The sequence below is a fragment of the Ureibacillus xyleni genome (genome assembly GCF_900217795.1).
GTDB classification, from domain to species: Bacteria; Bacillota; Bacilli; order Bacillales_A; family Planococcaceae; genus Ureibacillus; species Ureibacillus xyleni.
In genome coordinates, this window is sequence record NZ_OBMQ01000011.1 from 88,594 (window position 1) to 108,586 (window position 19,993).

The following is a 19,993-nucleotide window of genomic DNA, read 5'->3' on the forward strand; positions in this document are numbered from 1 at the left end:
GGTGGGTTTCTATGAAAAAACAAAAGAATCTTGTGCTAAAACTATCTTTATTAACCATCAGTATCTTTGTTTTGCTATTCGGAATTTATAGTGTTGTTTCTACTGTTTTAGTTTATCGTAATAGTCTAAAACAGAGTGAGGAGAATATCCAAGCTGTTAGTGAATCTGCCACAAAGGAAATTCAACAAATTTTTGAAGAAACTATTAGTGTATTAAGAACAGAATCGGATGTTGTTTCCTCTTTGCACGCTCAAAATCAATTAACACCCAACCATATCATGCAACTGCAACAACAAGTGTTAAATACAAACGAAAATTTCTTAGGCGTTTCGATTATTTTAGATGCAGCTAATGTACAGGAAATTGACGAGAATGATATAGATATTCGAAATAATTCAAACCTCTATGCTCATTATACATACAGAGAAAATGGCAAAATTACAACGATGCATTTAGAGGATGTTGCGCAAGCAGATTGGTTTACTGTACCTAAAGATAAACAATTACCATATGTTACGGAACCTTTTGATTACGACCTTAACGGAAAGACGGTCTCTATGGTAACTGTTACAATGCCAATCCTCATTAATAATCAGTTTTTCGGCGTAGCGTTAGCAGATTTCACACTGGATTTCTTAGATGAAATTATCGCGAGAAATGTACCAGCAACGGCCATTCAACGGGTTATTTCACCTGGTGGTATAGTCCTATCTGATAGTTCGAATGAAGAAAATAAAAAACAGCAAATAACTAATTTTGTAGCTGATTGGGATTCTCATTCTAAAAAGATACAATCTGGAGAGACGGTAACATTTTACGCTAATGATGGGGCATTAAATAATAAAGAAGCATTTTCTCTTTTTACACCACTAAAAATCGATCAAAATGAAAAAAATTGGATAGTGCAAACCCTTATTCCAAAATCAACTATTTTAGCGACCTATAATTCGATTGTAAAAATAACAATTTTGGCGGCTATCTTAATGTCTGTCATTCTTGCAGCGTTAACTTATCTATTCATTTCAAGAAATTTGAAGCCTCTACAAAATGTTAAGTTTGCTTTAGAAGAAGCTGCTGCTGGGAAATTAACGGTGGAAGTGGATAAAAGCCGCTTAAACAATGATGAGATTGGTTCAGTTGCTTTTGCTTTCAATCATATGCGAGAACAGATGCACACGGTTGTAGGAAATGTTAGTTCCGCTTCAGATTTAATATTGGAAAAATCCGTACAAATGAATCGTTCGATGGAAGAAATGTCCCAAAGTAGTGAAGAAATCGCAAAAGCAATCGAGGAAATCGCAAAGGGTGCCCAGGTTCAATCAGCAGAAATTGACCAATCGAATAGTCAAATGTCTTCATTGGGCGATAAAATTGATGAACTTTCAGAGATTTCCAATGAGATGCTAGAAAGTATTCACGAATCAAGCAATCAAGCTCATCGTGGAATGGAAGAGGTTCATAACTTACGTCAACAAACAAATGAAGTGTCAACTGTGAATGAAGATCTAGACCTACAAATGAACACTTTAGGAGAAAGAATTCAAAACATCAACAAAGTGATGGAATCTATCCAAACCATTACTGCTCAAACAAATTTATTAGCTTTAAATGCGTCAATTGAAGCAGCCCGTGCAGGTGAACATGGGAAAGGTTTTGCTGTCGTTGCAGAAGAGGTAAGAAAATTAGCTGAACAATCACAACGAGAAACAGAAGAGGTCCAACATACGGTTACGTCTATTTTACAACAAGCCGAACAAACATCACGCATTGTTCAAAAAAGTCGTACTTTAATGACTTTGCAAAGAGAGTCGGTTACAAGTACTGAAACTGCATTTAAAGAGCAATTAACGCATGCTTCCCATATCGAACAACGGATTAATCAATTTATTGAACGTTTAAGAGCTATGCTAGATGAAAAGGAAAATACTGTATTAGGCATGCAGCAAATAGTTGCAATTTCAGAACAATCTGCAGCTAGTGCTGAAGAAGTAACAGCTAGTGCAGCCGAACAACATAATGAAATTGAAAAAATTGTTGATATGATGAACGAATTACGAGATTTAGCGAATGATTTGAAAGTTGCCACAGAAAAATTCATATTGTAACAAAATTAGAGGGTCATCTTGTCGATAGATGTACCCTCTTTCCATTTAACTATGAATTGCTTTCCAAAATACAGCTCTTGCAGCGTCCCCAATATGCTCACTTACTGTTGGATGCGGGAAAATAATTTTTGATAAGTCATCTGCATTTCCACCAGCAACTTTTACGGCTAACATGGAATTGAGTAGTTCCGTTGCGCCATCCCCGACAACACAAGCACCTAATATTTCATGACGATCCTTTGAGGCAATAAACTTGATAAATCCAACATCATTGCCTTCCATTAACGCCTTAGCATTTGTTTTAAACGGTAGTTTCGTCACAATACACGCTTCTTCTACTTCATCTTCTAACAATCCAAATGTGGCAATCTCTGGATTCGTATAAACACAACGAGGAATAGTGTTTGCGTCAATTGGCTTTGGATGATTCCCTAAAATCGCTTCAACAGCATGAATTCCTTCTGCACTTGCTGCATGGGCAAGTTGATAGCCACCAATAATGTCTCCAATAGCATAAATGTTCGGGATACTTGTTTGGTATTCATCATTTACTTTTATATAGCGACCATCCATCTCGACATTGACGTCACTTACTACTTCAGTATTTGGTCTTCTTCCTGTTGCAAATAATAAGTTTTCAAAAGGATAATTGCCTCTTGAAGTTACAACTTCATTTTCTCGAATTTCCTGAAATTCAAAATCTAACACGAGTTCAATGCCAAGATCGTGCATTTTTTGGCGAATAATTGGGCGTGCTTCCGGTTCTTCTGTTTGCAAAATATCTTTACTATGATTTAAGATGGTTACTTTTGTACCAAGTGGCGCCAAACTAAAGGCCATTTCAACTGCAATAACACCGCCACCGATAATTGTTAACTGCTTTGGTAACTCTGTTATATTAAAAATCGTATCCGTTGTATGATATTTTGCTGTTTCAAGACCTTTGAAAGGCGGAACAAAGGGCTTACTCCCTGTTGCAACAATAATATGATCTGTTTTGATTTGTTCACCATTTACTGAAACATTACCATCTTTAGAGATTTTCGCTTCTCCCGTAAAAAATGTGATGGTCGCATTTTGAATAAAAACATGAATATCATCCAGTAGTTGCTGAATCACTTTTTCTTTTCGTTGCATCAGTTTCGGAAAATCAACTTCTATAGAAGGTACCGTTATTCCCCAATGTGCTGCTTCACGAATTCTTTGTACCACTTTACTATGTTCAAGCATGATTTTTGAAGGGATACAACCTAGATTGAAGCATGCTCCCCCAACTTTTCCCTTCTCAATAATCGCAACTTTTAATCCACTTTTCGCTGCATGGATTGCTGCAACATATCCACCGGCTCCGGCACCAATTACCGTTAAGTCAAATTTTTTCATGAACGTCACCCCACTCCAAACGATAGCATTGAATCACTTACAAAACAATTACGTTTTACAATTTTTACAACTAAAAAGGCATTCTATTGATTAACGAATAGAATGCCTCACTTTGTTCATCATATTCAGTTTATAGCACAGTTGCTTCTGGTTCGTAGCTGATCATTTCTTTAATGACGTTATTTTCGCCCATAATGGCAACAGTTGGCTGATGATTTGCAGCTTCATTGTTGTCTACATACACGTAAGAAATAATAATGACAATATCCCCTTTTTGTACTAGCCTTGCTGCTGCACCATTTACACAAATTACACCGCTGCCACGTTCTCCGGCGATGATATATGTTTCAAATCGTGCGCCGTTATTATTATTCACTACATGTACTTTTTCGTTTGGTAGCATCCCTACTGCGTCAAGTATATCTTGGTCAATTGTAATGGAACCAACATAGTTTAAATCTGCTTGTGTTACTTGTGCACGGTGGATTTTGCTATTCATCATCATTCTAAACATTTTCGTTACCCCTTATTCGAAAAAATTATATTATCTATTAATCTAGTTTTTCCAATATATACTGCTGTAGCTAGTAAAAACTGTTCTGTTTCAGTTGTGATTTCAGCTAAATCTGGATAGGAAAGTAATTGTAAGTAATCAATACGACCAGATGTTTTTTGATTAATATGGTTTTGTGCTAATTCAATCGCTTCTTCAACATGAAAGCTTGATAAAAAATGTTCCCTTGCCATTTGTAATGCTTCGTATATAGCTGGTGCTTGTTGTCGATCTTCTTCAGATAAATAAACATTACGAGACGACTTTGCAAGACCATCTTCTTCACGTACGATTGGAACAGTTCGTATTGTTAATGGGAAATTAAAATCTCTCACCAATGTTTGAATAATAGCCACCTGTTGAGCGTCTTTTTGCCCAAAGTAAGCTCTTGTTGGTTCTGCAAGGTGGAATAATTTCGCCACGACTTGAAGTACACCATCAAAGTGGCCAGGTCTTGATGCTCCACATAAAATTTCAGATTGTCTTCCAGCACGAATCGATATGCCACCATTTGTTGGATACATTTCCTCAACGGATGGCGCAAAGATTACATCAACCCCAACAGAGTCGGCTAATTTTGTATCTCGTTCTAAATCACGGGGATACGAATCAAAATCTTCATTTGGACCAAATTGTGTTGGATTTACAAAAATACTCATGACAGTGAAATCATTTTCAACTTTTGAGGTACTTGCTAAAGTTAAATGCCCTTCATGTAAGTAACCCATTGTTGGGACTAGTCCGATTGTTTTCCCTTGTCGTTTTATATCATTTACGATTGTTTTTAATTGTTCGATTGTTGTTACGACTTGCATATTATTTGATGCCCCCATAAATTTGCAATAATTCCTCTTCTTTCATTGTAAAGCTATGTTGAAGTGTAGGGAATGCATTGCATTTTACTGCTTTTGTATAAGCTTTAATTCCGCGCTCCACTTCATCTCCAACGAATGCAAAACTTTCTACAAACTTTGGTATATGATGATTTCCAAAACGTAATAAGTCATGGAATACAAGCACTTGCCCATCTGCTTCCGGACCAGCACCAATTCCAATTGTCGGGATTGTTAATTGCGTAGTTACTGCTTCAGTCAATTGATGCGGGATACACTCTAAAACGACTGCACATGCCCCAGCTGCTTCAACTTCTTTTGCTTCTTTTAATAATTGCTCAGCTTGTTCAGCAGTTTTTCCCTGAACTTTATAACCACCTAACACACCAGATTGTTGTGGTTGCAATCCTAAATGCGCAACAACAGGAATGCCCGCATTCGTAAGTTTCTTGATGACTTCTAATACTTCACCAGCACCTTCTACTTTTAGTGCATTAGCTCCCGTTTCTTGCATCATTTTCACAGCTGTTTTTAATGTTTCGTTCACATCACCATGATAAGAACCAAATGGCATATCGACAACGATAAATGTATCCTTTGCCCCGCGACGAACCGCCTTGGAATGATGAATCATATCCTCGACCGTAACTGGCATAGTAGAATCGTAGCCTAGAACAACCATGCCCAACGAATCTCCTACTAAAATCATATCCACGCCAGCTTCTTCAGAAAACTTTGCAGCAGGATAGTCGTAGGCCGTAATCATCACAATTTTTTCTTGCTTTTCTTTCATTTTTATAAAATCCGTGGTACTTTTCACTATTTTCTCCTCCTTTTCGTAAGAAGAAAACATTAAAAATACCCTTCTATCACAAATGGACAGAAGGGTAGCGTCATACGAACAAAAATTTTAACGCAATTGTTTTCTTCCGTCCCTGTCTAGTTGATCAGGGCAGATCTTTTTAAAATAAAATAACCTTTTATGAGGTACAGTTCTACTGATACTGTCCATAAACAACTATAACAATTTTTGAAGAAAACGTATAGTAATTAATATTTTAATAGAAAAACAAAGGCGCATTCAGCTCTGAAACAACTGAAGCACCCTCGCTAAACTTACATAATTTCAATATCCGCCGAGTAAACACCTTTAATTTCGCCATTTTCCAACTGAATTTCAAGAACTCCATTTTCCGTAATGCCGATTGCTTTTCCTTCGATGACTTCTCTTAAAGTCGTGGCTTTTATTTGCTTTCCTATCGTTCCTGACGATTCTTCCCACAACGCTTTGATTGGTTTAAAACCTTCCCGAATATACTGGTCACAATAAAGTTCTAAATAGTTTAATATGGTTGCAACTAGCTGAGGTCGGTTAATTTCCTCCTTCTCCTCAATGGATAATGACGTTGCAATCGTTTGAAGGTCGGGTGGAAAATCATCCTGCTGCTGGTTCGCGTTAATCCCAATTCCGATTAGTAAGGCGTCTACTCGATCCATTTCAGCAAGCATTTCCGTTAAAATTCCTGTACATTTGCGCCCATTTATTAATATATCGTTTGGCCATTTAATGGAAGGCATAAAGTTTTTACATATTGATTTAATGGCATTGACAATTGCAACAGCAGCTACTAAAGTAAATTGTGGCGCTTGAGAGGGTGGTACATCTGGACGAATAATAATGGTCATCCAAACGCCCTTCCCTTTTGTTGATTCCCAGGGGCGCGCCATTCGACCTTTCCCTTTTGTTTGTGTTTCTGCAATGACAAGGGTCCCGTCAACCGCTCCTTCCCTTGCTAACTCGTGTGCAATGCTTTGTGTAGATGTAACTTCATCTAAATAATGAATGTTCCGTCCAAATCGTTCTGTAGTAAGAAAAGAATTAATTCGAGCTGGATCTACCTTATCTGGTTTTCCTACTAATACATAACCCTTTTTCTTGATTGTTTCAAAAACATACCCTTCTTCTTGTAAAGTTTGCAAATGTTTCCATATTGCAGTGCGAGAAATTCCTAGGTCATCCGCTAAAAATTGACCAGAAATCGGGTTATCCTTTGCAAGAAGAAATCGTTTTAAAATTTCATCTTTCATTGTTAAATTCATTTAAAAACCATTCCTTCAACGTATGTTCGTCATTTTGTACATCACCATACAATATGGTTATAATCGCTGCATCTAAAGCTACTTTAATCCAAGGCCCACGTTTTTTTGAAGTCCACTCCATTAAGTGATGACCGTTTATCGCAAGCTCATTTACTGATTGAATGTTTAAATTTTCTTTCACTCGTTTAATTTCGCTTTTCTCAAAAGGAATGCTTTTTTGTTGCCAAACTGCAAAATCATACGCAGTTTCCAAAACGAATAAATCATTGGTAAAATAGTCCATTATAGACCACTCTTTCAACAAGCCGGTGTATGCATTCATCACATTTTTAATGAACGTTTTGTCTTTGTTTGAAAGCCGGTAAAAGTCAAAAATATCTTGAACTTCTTCGCGGTTGAGTATACAAAGATATGCCCAACCTACTTCAGACTGTGGTGTATGGAACTCTTTCCAATGCTGTTCATTATCTTTAAAATTACCAACTAAATATTTAGCTAAATGACTTTCGATTAGAGCTTGAATGCCACCATAAACATTTTTACCTTTCCACAACTTTGATAATTCCATCGCTATTCTTTCATGAGCAATAAATTCTATTAGATCGCAATCTTGTTGTATCGCTTTTAATGTTTTTTCCTCTATTGTGAAATCCAATTGCGCACTAAATCGAATTGCCCGAAGCATGCGTAAAGCATCTTCCCGGAATCGAACGGTTGCATCTCCTACAGAACGAATAACACCATTTTTTATATCTTCCTGTCCACCAAATAAATCAATTAAGTGACCATCTTTTTTCATAGCCATTGCATTAATTGTAAAATCACGTCGTTGTAAATCCTTATCTAATGTACGTACAAATGTTACTTGCTCTGGACGACGATAATCACTATAATCGCTTTCAGTTCGATAAGTCGTCACTTCCACTGGCTGACCTTCATCTAACACTAAAACTGTCCCATGCTCAATGCCAACATCAACGGTTGATGAAAAAATGCGCTTTACTTCACTCGGTAATGCACTTGTTGCAACATCAATATCGTTCACTATATTGTTTAATAGGTAATCACGAACGGCACCACCGACAATTACCGCTTCGTACCCTGCCTGTTCAATCTTCTCGATGACTTTCATTGCAATTTGCCAATCATCATTTCTCATCATACACGTAATGCCACCAATCGTTCATATAATTGTTCATAATGATCTATAATCGGCTTCGCAAGGAATTTTGTTTGTACTGTGTTAACGGCTGCTTGGCGGAAACGTATTAACTTTTCTTCGTCATTTAATAGTTCAATCGCATATCGAGCTGCTTCGTCTACATCTCCAAGATTTACGATAAAGCCATTTTCACCATGTTCAATTACTTCAGGGATACCACCGACATTTGTTCCAATACCGGGCACACCACAAGCCATCGCTTCAAGGAGCACTAACCCAAAAGATTCGTTTTCGGATAGTAATAATTTTAAATCACTAATATTAAATAACTCCGCGATATTTTCTTGCTTACCTAAAAATAAAACATCATCTTTGTATGGTGAGGAATTTACCTGATCCAACACAAGATGCTTTTCCGGTCCATCTCCAACTAATAATAGCTTTGCAGGCATATTTTCTCGAACTTTTAAAAACGTCTCAACAATATCTGGTAAATTCTTTATTTTACGGAAATTGGAAACATGAATTAACACACGCTCATCTTCAGCAATTCCCAACTGTTCTCTATAATTACTCGCGGCAATGGGTTTAAAGACTGATTCATCCACAAAATTATAGACCGTCTCGATTTCTTTTGTTGTACCTATGATTTCATAGGTTTGTTCTTTTAAAGAATTGGAAACCGCTGTTACGATATCTGACTTTTCAATACCATACTTAATTGCTTGAGCAAGGTTCGAATCTTGCCCTAAAATCGAAATATCTGTGCCGTGCAAAGTCGTTACAATGCCAATATTTTCTCCGCACATGTCACGAGCAAGAACTGCACAAACTGCATGTGGGATTGCATAATGCACATGTAGTACGTCTAATTTTTCATCTCTTATAACATCTGCCATTTTACTTGCTAATGCTAAATCATATGGCGGGTATTGAAACACTGAATAATTATTGACTTCTACTGCGTGGAAAAATACGTTCGGATATATTTTATTGAGTCGGAATGGTACGCTTGAGGTGATAAAATGAATTTCATGACCTCGTTCTGCAAGCATTTTCCCAAGTTCTGTTGCAAGCACACCTGAACCTCCAACTGTTGGATAACATGTAATACCGATTTTTAATTTTTTCATCCGACGTTCATCCCTTCTCTACAAAATATTTAATTATTTACTTCATTTATTGTTTTATCAATATAACGATTTAAATTAATCAAATAAATGTACAATTATACTTCATTACCCGTATTATCGGTAGTAGTATGCCCACTTTAGAAAGTGGGTTCCTACTCTATGAAGTCACTTTATTTTGTTTTTGCCAAAATATAAGCGCACACCCGTCAGAAGATTATTTTGAAAAAGTTATTCTTTTCTTCTTTCTTGAATTAATCTCCAATCTACAAAACCTTCTTGTAAACCTTTTAACAGAATTTCAGCAGTTCCCATATTGGTTGCTAATGGAATATGGTAAACATCACATAAACGGACAAGTGCTGTTACATCTGGTTCATGTGGTTGAGCCGTTAATGGATCACGGAAGAAAAAGACCATATCCATATCATTATTAGCAATCATTGAACCAATTTGTTGATCTCCACCTAATGGACCAGAGCGAAATCTTGTCACATTAAGACCAACTTCATCTTGAATACGTTGCCCGGTTGTACCTGTAGCAAAAAGTTTGTGTTGTTGTAGTATATTTTTATAGGCGATTGCAAATTCAACTAAACTGTCCTTTTTTCGGTCATGGGCAATTAATGCGATTTTCATTTAAACCATTCCATTCTTATAGGATGTTTTCTAATCCGTAAACTAATTCTTCCATTGTCATAACAGTTTCTACACAAAACACAACGCCACTCATAAATGATTCACGATTAAAAGAGTCATGGCGAATTGTTAGCATTTGACCTTCTCCACCAAAGATGACTTCTTGGTGCGCAACAAGACCTGGTAAGCGAACTGAATGAATGCGCATCCCTTCGAAATCTGCTCCTCTTGCACCCATCATTGTTTCAATTTCGTTTGGATGTCCTTGTTTTTTCGCTTCACGAACTTCTGAAATCAATTGTGCTGTTTTCTTTCCAGTACCAGAAGGCGCATCCAATTTGCGATCATGATGTAATTCGATAATTTCCACATTCGGTAAATATTTTGCTGCTTCTTTTGCAAATTTCATCATTAAAATAGCGCCAATTGCAAAGTTTGGTGCAATAATACATCCACATTTTTTGTCTCTTGCTAAGATGCTTAATTCTTCTAATTGTTCATCTGTAAAACCAGTAGTTCCAACAACAGTGCGAACATTATGTAACATTGCTTCTTTCGTATGTTCATAAACCGAATGAGGGTTTGTTAAATCAATTAATACATCCGGAGTCGTCTCTGTAATTAATTGTGTTAAGTTTGTATAAATCGGTACATCTAAATTTGGTGGAAACATTTCAAGCTGTGATAAACTTTCCCCAACATGTTTATAATCTAGTGCTGCAACTAAAACCATTCCATCATGTTTACATACCGTTTTAACAGCTTCTGAACCCATCTTACCTCTCGCACCAGCAATTGCTACTCGTATTGTCATCTTTCCTCGTCCTTTCGTGTCCAACGATCTTTATCTCGTGTTTCAAATTTATTGATTACGTTTAATAATGCCTCATCTAAGCGGATACCTTGAGCGTTTGCAAAACATACTATTACAAAGAATAAATCACCTAATTCTTCTTCAATACTATTAATACTTTCAGATTGTTTTTTCTTCTTTTGACCATAGACATGCTGTACTTCTCGAGATAATTCTCCAATTTCTTCCGTTAACCTTGCCAATAATTCTAAAGGTGGAAAGTAACCTTCTTTGAATTGACCAATATATCGATCAACTTTTTCCTGCAATTGGTTAAGCGTTAGCTCATTTGACATTTTTCACACTCCTACTAACATCGTATATAATTTAGTCTACAGTTGTCAAAAGATGAAAATTGCAACATAATAAATCGTACAGCACGGTTGCAAAAATAGAAAGATGTTTTCAACATGAAATGGAGGCTTTTTGTTGAAGGATTTAAAAATTCGCAATATTTTTGGAATACTACTAGGTGCCGCAATATATAGTTTCGGTTTTGTTCATTTTAATATGCAAAATGAGCTGGGTGAAGGTGGTTTTAGTGGAATTACACTGATTTTGTATTTTACCCTTCATTGGGACCCCGCAATTATGAATATTATTCTGAATATCCCAATGTTTATCATTGGTTGGAAGCAATTTCCCCGGAGAGAATTTATTTATACAATTATCGGGACAGTTGGCGTATCCATTTTCTTAAGAATTTTCCAACATTATGAAATTAACTTAAACTTGCAAAATGACCTATTTTTAGCAGCATTATTTGCAGGGGTATTTGTTGGTATTGGCTTAGGGATTATTTTCCGTTTTGGTGGGACAACCGGTGGGGTAGACATTATTGCACGTGTAGCAAATAAATACCTTGGTTGGAGTATGGGCCGTACGATGTTTTTATTTGATGTGATGGTTCTTGTCGCTTCATTATTAACATTCTTAGATGCAAGGTCCATGATGTATACGTTAGTAGCTGTTTATCTGGGAGCCCGTGTCATTGATATGGTTCAAGAGGGAGCATATTCTGCAAAAGCTGCACTAATTATTTCAAACAAATCAGAGGAAATTGCAACCTATATTACAGAAGAAATGGAACGTGGTGTAACTGTTTTCCATGGGTATGGCCACTATACAAAGCAATCAAAAGATGTGTTGTATTGTATCGTTGGGCGTAGGGAAATTGTCCGGTTAAAATCAGTTATTCATAATATCGATCCAAATGCTTTTGTCTCCATTATTGAAGTTAAAGATGTAGTAGGCGAAGGATTTACGATAGATTAATAATCACATCAAAAAAAGTACAACAGTTCAGTTGTACTTTAATTATTTCGAAATAGCCAATGTTGATTTAAAAGTATACTATTCAATTTTATATCTTTCATATTGAACTTCACCATTGTTAAAATCCATAATATTATTCGTCAAGACAAATGAATAAACTGCAAAAATCACCAACATAAGTACGATAAAAAAACCAAACAAGAGCATTTTTGAAAAGCTAATATTCATTTCCCCACCCCTTGTTAGTGTTATGAATCTGTCAAAAAATTGTTCTATTTTTACATCATATTAATTTAAGGCATGACTTAGTATTTATTCGCAATATTTTTTCAGTAATAAGCTACTGTACGATTAAAATTTCAAGCAAAATAAAAAAACTGACCCGTCTTGGATCAGTTTTTTGTTTACGCTTAGTTTAATCATCTGAGCTCATATTCGTATAAATTAATATTAAACGTAATAGTTCAAGAACTGCTACAGCAGCTGCTGCTACATAGGTCATTGCTGCTGCGTTCAATACTTTTTTTGCACTACGCTCTTCATTATTTGAAATAATTCCTAGTTGTACAACTTCATTCATCGCCCTCTTAGATGCATCAAACTCTACTGGTAATGTAACAATTTGGAATAATACACCTGCAGCTAAAAGTAAAATTCCTAGTAATAAAAAGCCTGTACTAGATGCAAAAATTCCTATCAATACAAATATCCATGAAGCATTTGAAGATATATTAGCAACCGGTACTAATTTTGAACGTAAAGTTAAAAATGAATATGCTTCTTTATGTTGGATTGCGTGACCTACTTCGTGTGCTGCCACCGCAGTCCCTGCAATAGAGGAATTATAATAATTCGCTTCAGAAAGTGCAACTGTTTTCGTTGCTGGATTATAGTGATCAGATAACACGCCTTGTGTTGGTACGACTCTTACGTCAAATAAACCATGTTGATCCAAAATCATACGTGCAACTTGTGCGCCTGTCATTCCTTTTGCTGCAGCAACATCAGAAAATTTATTATACGTTCTTTTAACTTTGATTTGAGCATAAATCGGTAAAATTAAAATAATCAGAAAGTAAATTATATACAATTTTCTATCTCCCTCTCTTTACTATCTAATATAATAATAATTTTAATGAATAATTAAAGCTTATGCAAATATTCACGCTTATTATAAACGGAATAAGCTAGTAAGATGCATGCAATTGATAGCCAAAATGTGAAATAGCCAATGTGATGTGCATATTGCTCAATACTTCGGTATGTTGGCATTTGACCATAAACATAATCAATAACATCATTATGAAGCGTCCAGATAGCTGCAATGATAATGTGAATAGAACCAAAACGGTATTTTCCAAAATATAATATCGCTTGAACTGCCATTAAAAAATGAGAGGCAACTAACATCCAGCCTGCTGGTCCTATTGCTCCGTTTTCTACTAATGTCAACAAATTCATAACAACTGCCCAAAGTCCATATTTCACTAAGGTAATTAAAGCTAATGCTTCTATTAACTTAAAGTTCCTTCCAATAATCCAACCAATTATTGCTATACAGAAAAATAGACTTGCTGTTGGACTATCTGGTACAAAGATTAAAAACTGTGGTTCTGTTACAGCTAATTGCCATTTATACCAATAATACCCGTAAACAGTCCCGAGGAAGTTTATTATGAATAATAGTGTTAAAAAGGATCGGTGCGTTAAAATATACCAAGCTTGAGCCAGAAAAGACATCATACTGTTTACTCCTTTAAAAAATAAAGTTTTATGTATTATGTTGGATTTAAATAGCATATGTAATAAGAAGAGAAAAATTCTTAAAAGAATAGAAGAGAGCCAGTTTCCCGACTCTCTTTTTTTAAGTATAGATTATTCTTTTTCTTTTAAGCCTGCAATAAATTCAGCTAAAATTTGAAGTTCTTCATCTGTACCATCAAAGGCACCAGCTGGCATTGCTCCTCGACCATTTTTAACGACTTCTGCAACCTCTTCTGCAGTTAATTCGTTACCTAATAACATAGGAGCACCTGTACCACCTGCTAGGTCACCACCGTGACAGCCGATACATGAAGCTTGTGATTGATAAATTTCATAACCAGGTGATGTTTCATCAACTTCAACGTCTGGTAATAAACCTAAATCTTTGTCAGTAATAACACCTTGTGCTTTTGTAGCTTCCCAATCATGGTGAGCTACAGATTCCCAAGTTAAGTAAACCATTGAAGCAACTGCTAATAACATAAATGCAGTTGGTAATGGACGTTTAGATGGACGACGCTCTGGTCCTTTATCTAAGAATGGCATAAGAGCTAATGCACCAACCGCTAAACCTGGAATGATAATAGCACCAATTACGTTATATGGACCTGATGCATAAGTGTATTTTAATAATTGGTACATGAATAAGAAGTACCAGTCTGGTAATGGAATATATGAAGCATTTGTTGGATCTGCCGGACCTTCAAGTGGTGAAGGATGAGCGACAGTTAATAATAAATATCCAATTAAGAAAACTGCACCAACCATCCATTCTTTAAGTAAGAAATCCGGCCAGAAAGCTTCTGTTTTACCTGGATACTCGGAATAATCTTTCGGTATATTCGGCATACGATCATTTAATTTAACGCGCGAATCACCTACAAATTTCATCCCTTTTCCGCGATGCATAGTGTCCCCTCCTTTAATAAATCATAAAAAACACGCTAAATCATAGCGGTCCTGAAATACCTTGACGACGAATCATAATAAAGTGTGCTGCAAGTAATGCGAATAACACTGCAGGTAAGAAGAATACATGAATTGCGAAGAAACGTGTTAACGTTTGAGCACCTAAGATCGTAGCATCACCAGCAAGTAAAATTTTAATTAACTCACCGATAAATGGTACAGAAGCCGCAATTTGAATACCTACTTTTGTAGCGAATACCGCTTTCATGTCCCAAGGAAGTAAATATCCTGTGAAACCTAAACCTAACATTACACAAAAGATCCCAACGCCTACAATCCAGTTTAACTCACGTGGTTTTTTATAAGAACCAGTGAAGAATACACGAAGCGTATGTAAGAACATCATTACGATAACCAATGAAGCTCCCCAGTGGTGCATACCACGAACGATTTCACCGAAAGCTACTTCGTTTTGTAAATAATAAACTGATTTCCATGCATTCACTACGTCTGGCACGTAATACATTGTTAAGAACATACCTGATAAAATCTGAATTACTGTAATAAAGAATGTTAAACCGCCGAAACAGTAAACGAATGCTGAAAAGTGATGTGCAGGGTTAACGTGCTCTGGCACTTCGTGGTCGGCAATATCACGCCAAATTGGTGTGATATCTAATCGTTCATCGACCCAATCATAAATTTTATTTAGCACAATTGTCTACCCCCTAACTTATTAAACTAAAGTATTTGGTATTTTTTTCCCAAGCATTAAAAAGCCATCTTTTTCTGATACTTCATACTCATCTAGTGGACCGAGTGGTGGTGTACCTGCTACGTTTTTACCAGATTTCTCATATCGACCAGCATGACATGCACAGAAGAATTGGTTTGGGTGTGCAGAATCCCCCTCCCAGTTAACAGTACAACCTAAATGCTTACATACTGGTGAAAGAGCGATTACAGTATCACCATCTCTATAAACCCATGCAGCCTCAGTTACATCAGATTTGTACCAAGCATCAACTTGTTCAAATGTAAAGTCTACTTTAACAGGTACATCCGTAATCTCATCAATTTTTTGGCTAGTTTGGATAAATTGTCCTTCTGCTTTAGTTTGTAAAGCTGGGTCAATCGCAAAACGAACCATTGGCATTAACATACCAGCCGCCATAAATCCACCAACACCAGTTAAAGTGTAGTTTAGAAATTGACGTCTTGAAACTCGATTGTTACTCATTCTTTTCCCCCCTCTAACTAAAAGGTCAGTCCAACGGACATACTTTTACAAATAGTAATTACTAGGACATATCTATGATATATCAATAAAATAGGTTGGTCAATATTGCATTGTTATTGATTGGACAAGTTTGTGAACATTTCATGAAACAATCTTCTAACTCTGAGACCATTTGGAAGAAAGGATCGGAATAACCTGTTTTAATTGATCTTCTAAGACCGTTTTCCTCACATCTTTATCCATCGATTCTAATGGAATCGCAGGTAACCAAATTACTTCTATTTGGTCCTGTAAGCTTGTCCAAGAATGGTCGCACGTAACAAAGATAACATGTTTAAAACCTGCTTTATGCAACTCTTCTTTTAATAGAGGGACAAATAGCCCGCTTTTTGTTTGTTCCGTATACGAGAACGGTGGGACAAGCATTAATCTACCTTTAAATTGTTGCTCAATAAATGAAGTTAGGGACATAAGGTATTCTGCTGCTGAACTGCTTTGTTTGATAGATTGTTCATCAAAATTTAAAGATAATAAGGGAACTATTGCGGTATCGATAAACTCCTTTTGTGCTTCAAATTGTTGTACATCCTTTACATTAAAATACATTCTTTTACCTCCATTTACATCAATATTTACTATTCCAATGAAAATTAGTTTTTAAACTAGTTAATTGGATTCATCTAACACTATGTATTTACAAAAATTTCTTGCCCCTACTCTAGCATAACATACAAAATTAGACATTTGTATGGATTCTAAAAAAATAACCTCATTTCAGTCGAATAGTTCGACTGAAACGAGGCTATAAGTTTTGGGATGTTTGTTTTAATGCTTGAAGTAAGTCGGATAGCTGATAAAATCTTTCTTTATCACCTTGGTCTAATGCTTCATCGATTTCTTTTAGCAATTTTTCTTTTTGGAAAGCTAATAAGCTATTATTTAACATTTCCTCTGCAACTAAACGATCTTTTTCGTTAATATGAAGATATTTCGGCATGTATGGGTTTTCTTCTAACACTGCTAAATATTGTTGACTTGGTGGTATATTAGGAAAGTTCAGTTGAATATACATACTTTCATTTGGGTGTAATCGTAAATCATGAAATGACTTTTCAGCGTCGCTAGTCATGATATTGCCTTTATAGAATCTAAATGGAACACCACTAGAGTCTACCGATGACATAACAATCGCGCGTGGACAATAATGTGCTTCTTCAACGAAATGAATATTTTCAAGTAAATTATCATTGCTCAATAAATAATTTAATATCCACACACATTCTCGCCTTTTTAATTGGAAATTTTTTAGAAACCAACGAACAAAAGTCTTTTTGTCAAGAATCGGAACGGAAGAAGTCATTTAGCTATCCCTCCTTTTATTCAAGAGTATAAAGCAAATCTAACCACTGTTGATCGGTAGGCTGTAACGTAATCAATTGTTCAACGATACTCCGTGCTTCATGTCGTTTTCCGTCTTCTATCAAGAAATAACAATATTTACTTAAAAACGACGGATCCTCTTTAAATTCATTATATGCTTGCTTGTAAATTTCGTATGCGCGCAACATATTTTCTTCTTTGTGATATGCATCTGCAACTAATGGGTATAAAGCACTCCAATCAAAATCTTCACCTTTTAAACTTTCATGTAGTTCAATTACATCATCATAACGCTCTTCATTAGCATATATCGACATTAATACAATTAACGCTTCCATATACTCAGGATCTAAAGCAATTGCCTGTTGTAAATGGTCTATCGCATCATTTAATAACCCATTTTTAAGGGCGATTTTACCTGCAAATAAATAAAACGATTTTTCATATTCGTCGCGTTTAATACCTTCTTGTATAACTTTATACGCATTTTTATTATCTTCTAACATTGCATAACTTTCAGCCAGTAATAAATACCCACTGAAATAATCTGGATCTAACTCCTTTAAATCTTCTAATTGTTTAATAGCAAGTTCAAATTTTTCGGATTGGAACGCTGAATAGGCAGAACCGAATAATAAATCGGGAGTTACTGTTTCTTCAAGTGCTTCCATATAATAATCTAATGCAGTTTCATAATTTCCACCGGCGCGGTACACTTCTGCTAACCGAGTTGCTAATGTTACACCTGCAATCGATTTTTCTTTTCCGTGTAAATCTTCATAAATACGAACCGCTTCAGCAAAACGACCCGTTTCAAATAAAAGTTCTGCTTTTGCAAACTGTAATAACGGCTCGTTAGGTAAAATTTCTAATGCCTCATTAATTCGTTGTTCAGCAACTTCGTATAGTCCTTGCATTTGATAATAGTCTGCAAGTAAAAGTAGGCTTTGCGGATATTCTGGTGCTTCTGAATCTACCTCCATTAATAGACTTAAAGCCTCGTCTTCTTCACCTAATTCAATTAATACGGAAGCTCGGTCTATTGATAACTGCACATTATCCGGAAATAAAAATTGTAAATGTTCAAATACACGATCTGCCTCATTCAGGTAGCCATAATGCATAAATAAATCTGCAAATTCATATTGAACTTCTGGTTCTTCGTTCATTAAAAAGTACTCTAAAGAACTATTTATTTGTTGTAAATCACCATTTTGAATAGCTTGTAACATTTTAGTCGTTGTATTTGTCAAAATCGTTCACCTTTTTTCATTTAGTAATTATATGCTACATGACGAAAACTTAAGAAACAAGAAAAAGGCCCTGCCATAGAAAGGCAAAGACCAAATTTTTTACAGAGTATTATTTATTTAAAAGGCTATTTACATGTTCAAAAAACGTTGGATAAGAAACTGCAATACAATCTGTGTCATCAATCTCAATAGGTGAACTTGAAAGTAACGCTGCAATTGCACCCATCATGCCAATGCGATGATCTCCATATGATTGTAACTTGGCGCCATGGAGTTTTGTTGGTCCATGAATCACCATGCCATCATCGGTTGCCTCAATATTAGCACCTAATTTTTTTAATTCATTGACAACTGCTGTAATACGGTCTGTTTCTTTTACTTTTAACTCTTGTGCATCACGAATAATGGTTGTTCCTTCCGCTTGTGTAGCTAATAACGCTAATATTGGAATTTCATCTATTAAACGTGGAATAATATCGCCTTCAATAATTGTCCCTGTAAGGTTGGAAGTTTGTATTGTAATGGTTGCAGTTGGTTCTGCTGCCGTTTCATCTTCTACTTCAACCTTCATTGTTGCACCCATGTATTCAAGAACTTCGATAATTCCTGCACGAGTTGGATTAATACCAACGTTTTTCATGACAATGTTACTATTAGGTACGATTGCCCCGGCAACTAAAAAGAACGCTGCAGATGAAATATCTCCTGGTACATTGACGTGGGTTGCTTGTAATTGTTGCCCACCTTCAAAGGATACAACTCCATTTTCCACAGTTACTTGTGCACCGAATTGACGTAACATTCGTTCAGTATGGTCACGTGATACTTCCTTTTCTCGAACAATCGTTGTTCCTTCTGCACGTAAACCAGCAAGAAGAATTGCAGATTTCACTTGTGCACTTGCAACAGGCATCGTATAATCAATCGCTTTTAATTGGGTACCTTGGATAGCTAACGGAGTAAATTGACCATTCTCCCTACCTGCAATTTTTGCACCCATTAATCGAAGTGGATCTGCTACACGACGCATCGGACGTTTTGCGATGGAAGCATCTCCAGTCAACACCGTATGTAATGTAGTACCAGACAAAATTCCTAACATTAATCTTGTAGTAGTACCGGAATTGCCAGTATATAATACTTCTTTTGGTTCTTGCCAGTGATCAATGCCATCACTTTGAATCGTAACATTAGTACCTTCTACTTTAATATCTACTCCTAGTTTACGAAAACAATCAATTGTACTTAAACAATCTTCTCCAAGTAGAAATCCGCTTACTGTCGTTTCCCCTTTTGCAATGGCTCCGAACATAATCGAACGATGGGAAATTGACTTATCTCCAGGAACTATAATCGTTCCGTTTAATGTTGGGTTTGTAAAGTCTAATATTTTTGTAGAAGACATTTAAGTACC

General features: G+C 36.0%; 21 protein-coding genes. 2 read left to right on the plus strand and 19 right to left on the minus strand.

Annotated features, from left to right (window positions below; all coding sequences use genetic code 11):
- The first annotated feature begins 11 nt into the window (after positions 1–11).
- Positions 12–2,105, plus strand: a complete 2,094-nt coding sequence (locus tag CRO00_RS14850) for a methyl-accepting chemotaxis protein (RefSeq protein ID WP_161946705.1) — start codon at positions 12–14, stop codon at positions 2,103–2,105.
- A gap of 45 nt (positions 2,106–2,150) precedes the next feature.
- Here CRO00_RS14850 and lpdA read toward each other — a convergent pair whose 3' ends face one another.
- The 10 genes from lpdA to CRO00_RS14900 all read right to left on the minus strand — a co-directional run bounded on the left by lpdA (position 2,151) and on the right by CRO00_RS14900 (position 11,054).
- Positions 2,151–3,488, minus strand: a complete 1,338-nt coding sequence (gene lpdA / locus CRO00_RS14855) for a dihydrolipoyl dehydrogenase (protein WP_097074448.1) — start codon at positions 3,486–3,488, stop codon at positions 2,151–2,153.
- Between the two features lie 130 nt (positions 3,489–3,618).
- Positions 3,619–4,002 carry an aspartate 1-decarboxylase gene (gene panD / locus CRO00_RS14860; protein WP_097074449.1) on the minus strand — a complete coding sequence of 128 codons (384 nt, stop codon included), beginning with the start codon at positions 4,000–4,002 and terminating at the stop codon, positions 3,619–3,621.
- A gap of 5 nt (positions 4,003–4,007) precedes the next feature.
- On the minus strand, positions 4,008–4,856 hold the full coding sequence (gene panC, locus CRO00_RS14865) for a pantoate--beta-alanine ligase (RefSeq protein ID WP_097074450.1): 849 nt from the start codon (positions 4,854–4,856) through the stop codon (positions 4,008–4,010).
- 1 nt (position 4,857) lies between these two features.
- Positions 4,858–5,694 (minus strand): 3-methyl-2-oxobutanoate hydroxymethyltransferase, encoded by an 837-nt coding sequence (gene panB, locus CRO00_RS14870; RefSeq protein WP_097074451.1) that lies wholly within the window; start codon positions 5,692–5,694, stop codon positions 4,858–4,860.
- Positions 5,695–5,990: 296 nt separating this feature from the next.
- A complete protein-coding gene (locus CRO00_RS14875) occupies positions 5,991–6,974 on the minus strand; it encodes a biotin--[acetyl-CoA-carboxylase] ligase (RefSeq protein ID WP_097074452.1) in 984 nt (327 codons plus the stop codon).
- The gene (locus CRO00_RS14880) at positions 6,952–8,136 is read right to left on the minus strand and encodes a CCA tRNA nucleotidyltransferase (RefSeq protein ID WP_097074453.1); all 1,185 of its coding nucleotides are present in this window, start codon (positions 8,134–8,136) and stop codon (positions 6,952–6,954) included. The genes CRO00_RS14875 and CRO00_RS14880 overlap by 23 nt, the downstream gene beginning before the upstream one ends.
- Complete coding sequence (bshA, locus tag CRO00_RS14885) at positions 8,133–9,269, minus strand: N-acetyl-alpha-D-glucosaminyl L-malate synthase BshA (protein WP_097074454.1); 1,137 nt, start codon at positions 9,267–9,269, stop codon at positions 8,133–8,135. Before bshA ends, CRO00_RS14880 begins: the two co-directional genes overlap by 4 nt.
- 228 nt (positions 9,270–9,497) lie before the next feature.
- Positions 9,498–9,905 carry a methylglyoxal synthase gene (gene mgsA, locus CRO00_RS14890; protein WP_097074455.1) on the minus strand — a complete coding sequence of 136 codons (408 nt, stop codon included), beginning with the start codon at positions 9,903–9,905 and terminating at the stop codon, positions 9,498–9,500.
- Between the two features lie 16 nt (positions 9,906–9,921).
- On the minus strand, positions 9,922–10,719 hold the full coding sequence (gene dapB, locus CRO00_RS14895; RefSeq protein ID WP_097074456.1) for a 4-hydroxy-tetrahydrodipicolinate reductase: 798 nt from the start codon (positions 10,717–10,719) through the stop codon (positions 9,922–9,924).
- Positions 10,716–11,054 (minus strand): nucleotide pyrophosphohydrolase, encoded by a 339-nt coding sequence (locus CRO00_RS14900; protein WP_097074457.1) that lies wholly within the window; start codon positions 11,052–11,054, stop codon positions 10,716–10,718. Before CRO00_RS14900 ends, dapB begins: the two co-directional genes overlap by 4 nt.
- Before the next feature lie 130 nt (positions 11,055–11,184).
- Between CRO00_RS14900 and CRO00_RS14905 the strand changes: the two genes are divergently transcribed.
- On the plus strand, positions 11,185–12,033 hold the full coding sequence (locus CRO00_RS14905; protein ID WP_202615690.1) for a YitT family protein: 849 nt from the start codon (positions 11,185–11,187) through the stop codon (positions 12,031–12,033).
- 415 nt (positions 12,034–12,448) lie between these two features.
- Here CRO00_RS14905 and CRO00_RS14910 read toward each other — a convergent pair whose 3' ends face one another.
- From CRO00_RS14910 to aroA, 9 genes are all read right to left on the minus strand, one after another.
- Positions 12,449–13,123: a zinc metallopeptidase gene (locus tag CRO00_RS14910; protein WP_097074459.1), complete on the minus strand. Its 675-nt coding sequence runs from the start codon at positions 13,121–13,123 to the stop codon at positions 12,449–12,451.
- 53 nt (positions 13,124–13,176) lie between these two features.
- The gene (gene lhaT, locus CRO00_RS14915; protein WP_097074460.1) at positions 13,177–13,776 is read right to left on the minus strand and encodes a lipoprotein heptaprenylglyceryl N-acetyltransferase LhaT; all 600 of its coding nucleotides are present in this window, start codon (positions 13,774–13,776) and stop codon (positions 13,177–13,179) included.
- A 132-nt stretch (positions 13,777–13,908) separates the two neighbouring features.
- Positions 13,909–14,706 (minus strand): menaquinol-cytochrome c reductase cytochrome b/c subunit, encoded by a 798-nt coding sequence (locus CRO00_RS14920; protein ID WP_097074461.1) that lies wholly within the window; start codon positions 14,704–14,706, stop codon positions 13,909–13,911.
- Positions 14,707–14,746: 40 nt separating this feature from the next.
- On the minus strand, positions 14,747–15,421 hold the full coding sequence (gene qcrB, locus CRO00_RS14925) for a menaquinol-cytochrome c reductase cytochrome b subunit (protein ID WP_097074462.1): 675 nt from the start codon (positions 15,419–15,421) through the stop codon (positions 14,747–14,749).
- A 21-nt stretch (positions 15,422–15,442) separates the two neighbouring features.
- The gene (locus CRO00_RS14930; protein WP_097074463.1) at positions 15,443–15,946 is read right to left on the minus strand and encodes a Rieske (2Fe-2S) protein; all 504 of its coding nucleotides are present in this window, start codon (positions 15,944–15,946) and stop codon (positions 15,443–15,445) included.
- Positions 15,947–16,102: 156 nt separating this feature from the next.
- Complete coding sequence (locus tag CRO00_RS14935) at positions 16,103–16,552, minus strand: YpiF family protein (protein ID WP_097074464.1); 450 nt, start codon at positions 16,550–16,552, stop codon at positions 16,103–16,105.
- Between the two features lie 196 nt (positions 16,553–16,748).
- On the minus strand, positions 16,749–17,306 hold the full coding sequence (locus CRO00_RS14940; protein WP_097074465.1) for a ReoY family proteolytic degradation factor: 558 nt from the start codon (positions 17,304–17,306) through the stop codon (positions 16,749–16,751).
- 16 nt (positions 17,307–17,322) lie between these two features.
- Positions 17,323–18,558: a tetratricopeptide repeat protein gene (locus tag CRO00_RS14945; protein ID WP_097074494.1), complete on the minus strand. Its 1,236-nt coding sequence runs from the start codon at positions 18,556–18,558 to the stop codon at positions 17,323–17,325.
- Between the two features lie 130 nt (positions 18,559–18,688).
- Entirely contained in the window at positions 18,689–19,984 is a 1,296-nt protein-coding gene (gene aroA / locus CRO00_RS14950) for a 3-phosphoshikimate 1-carboxyvinyltransferase (protein ID WP_097074466.1), read from the minus strand.
- Positions 19,985–19,993 lie beyond the last annotated feature (9 nt).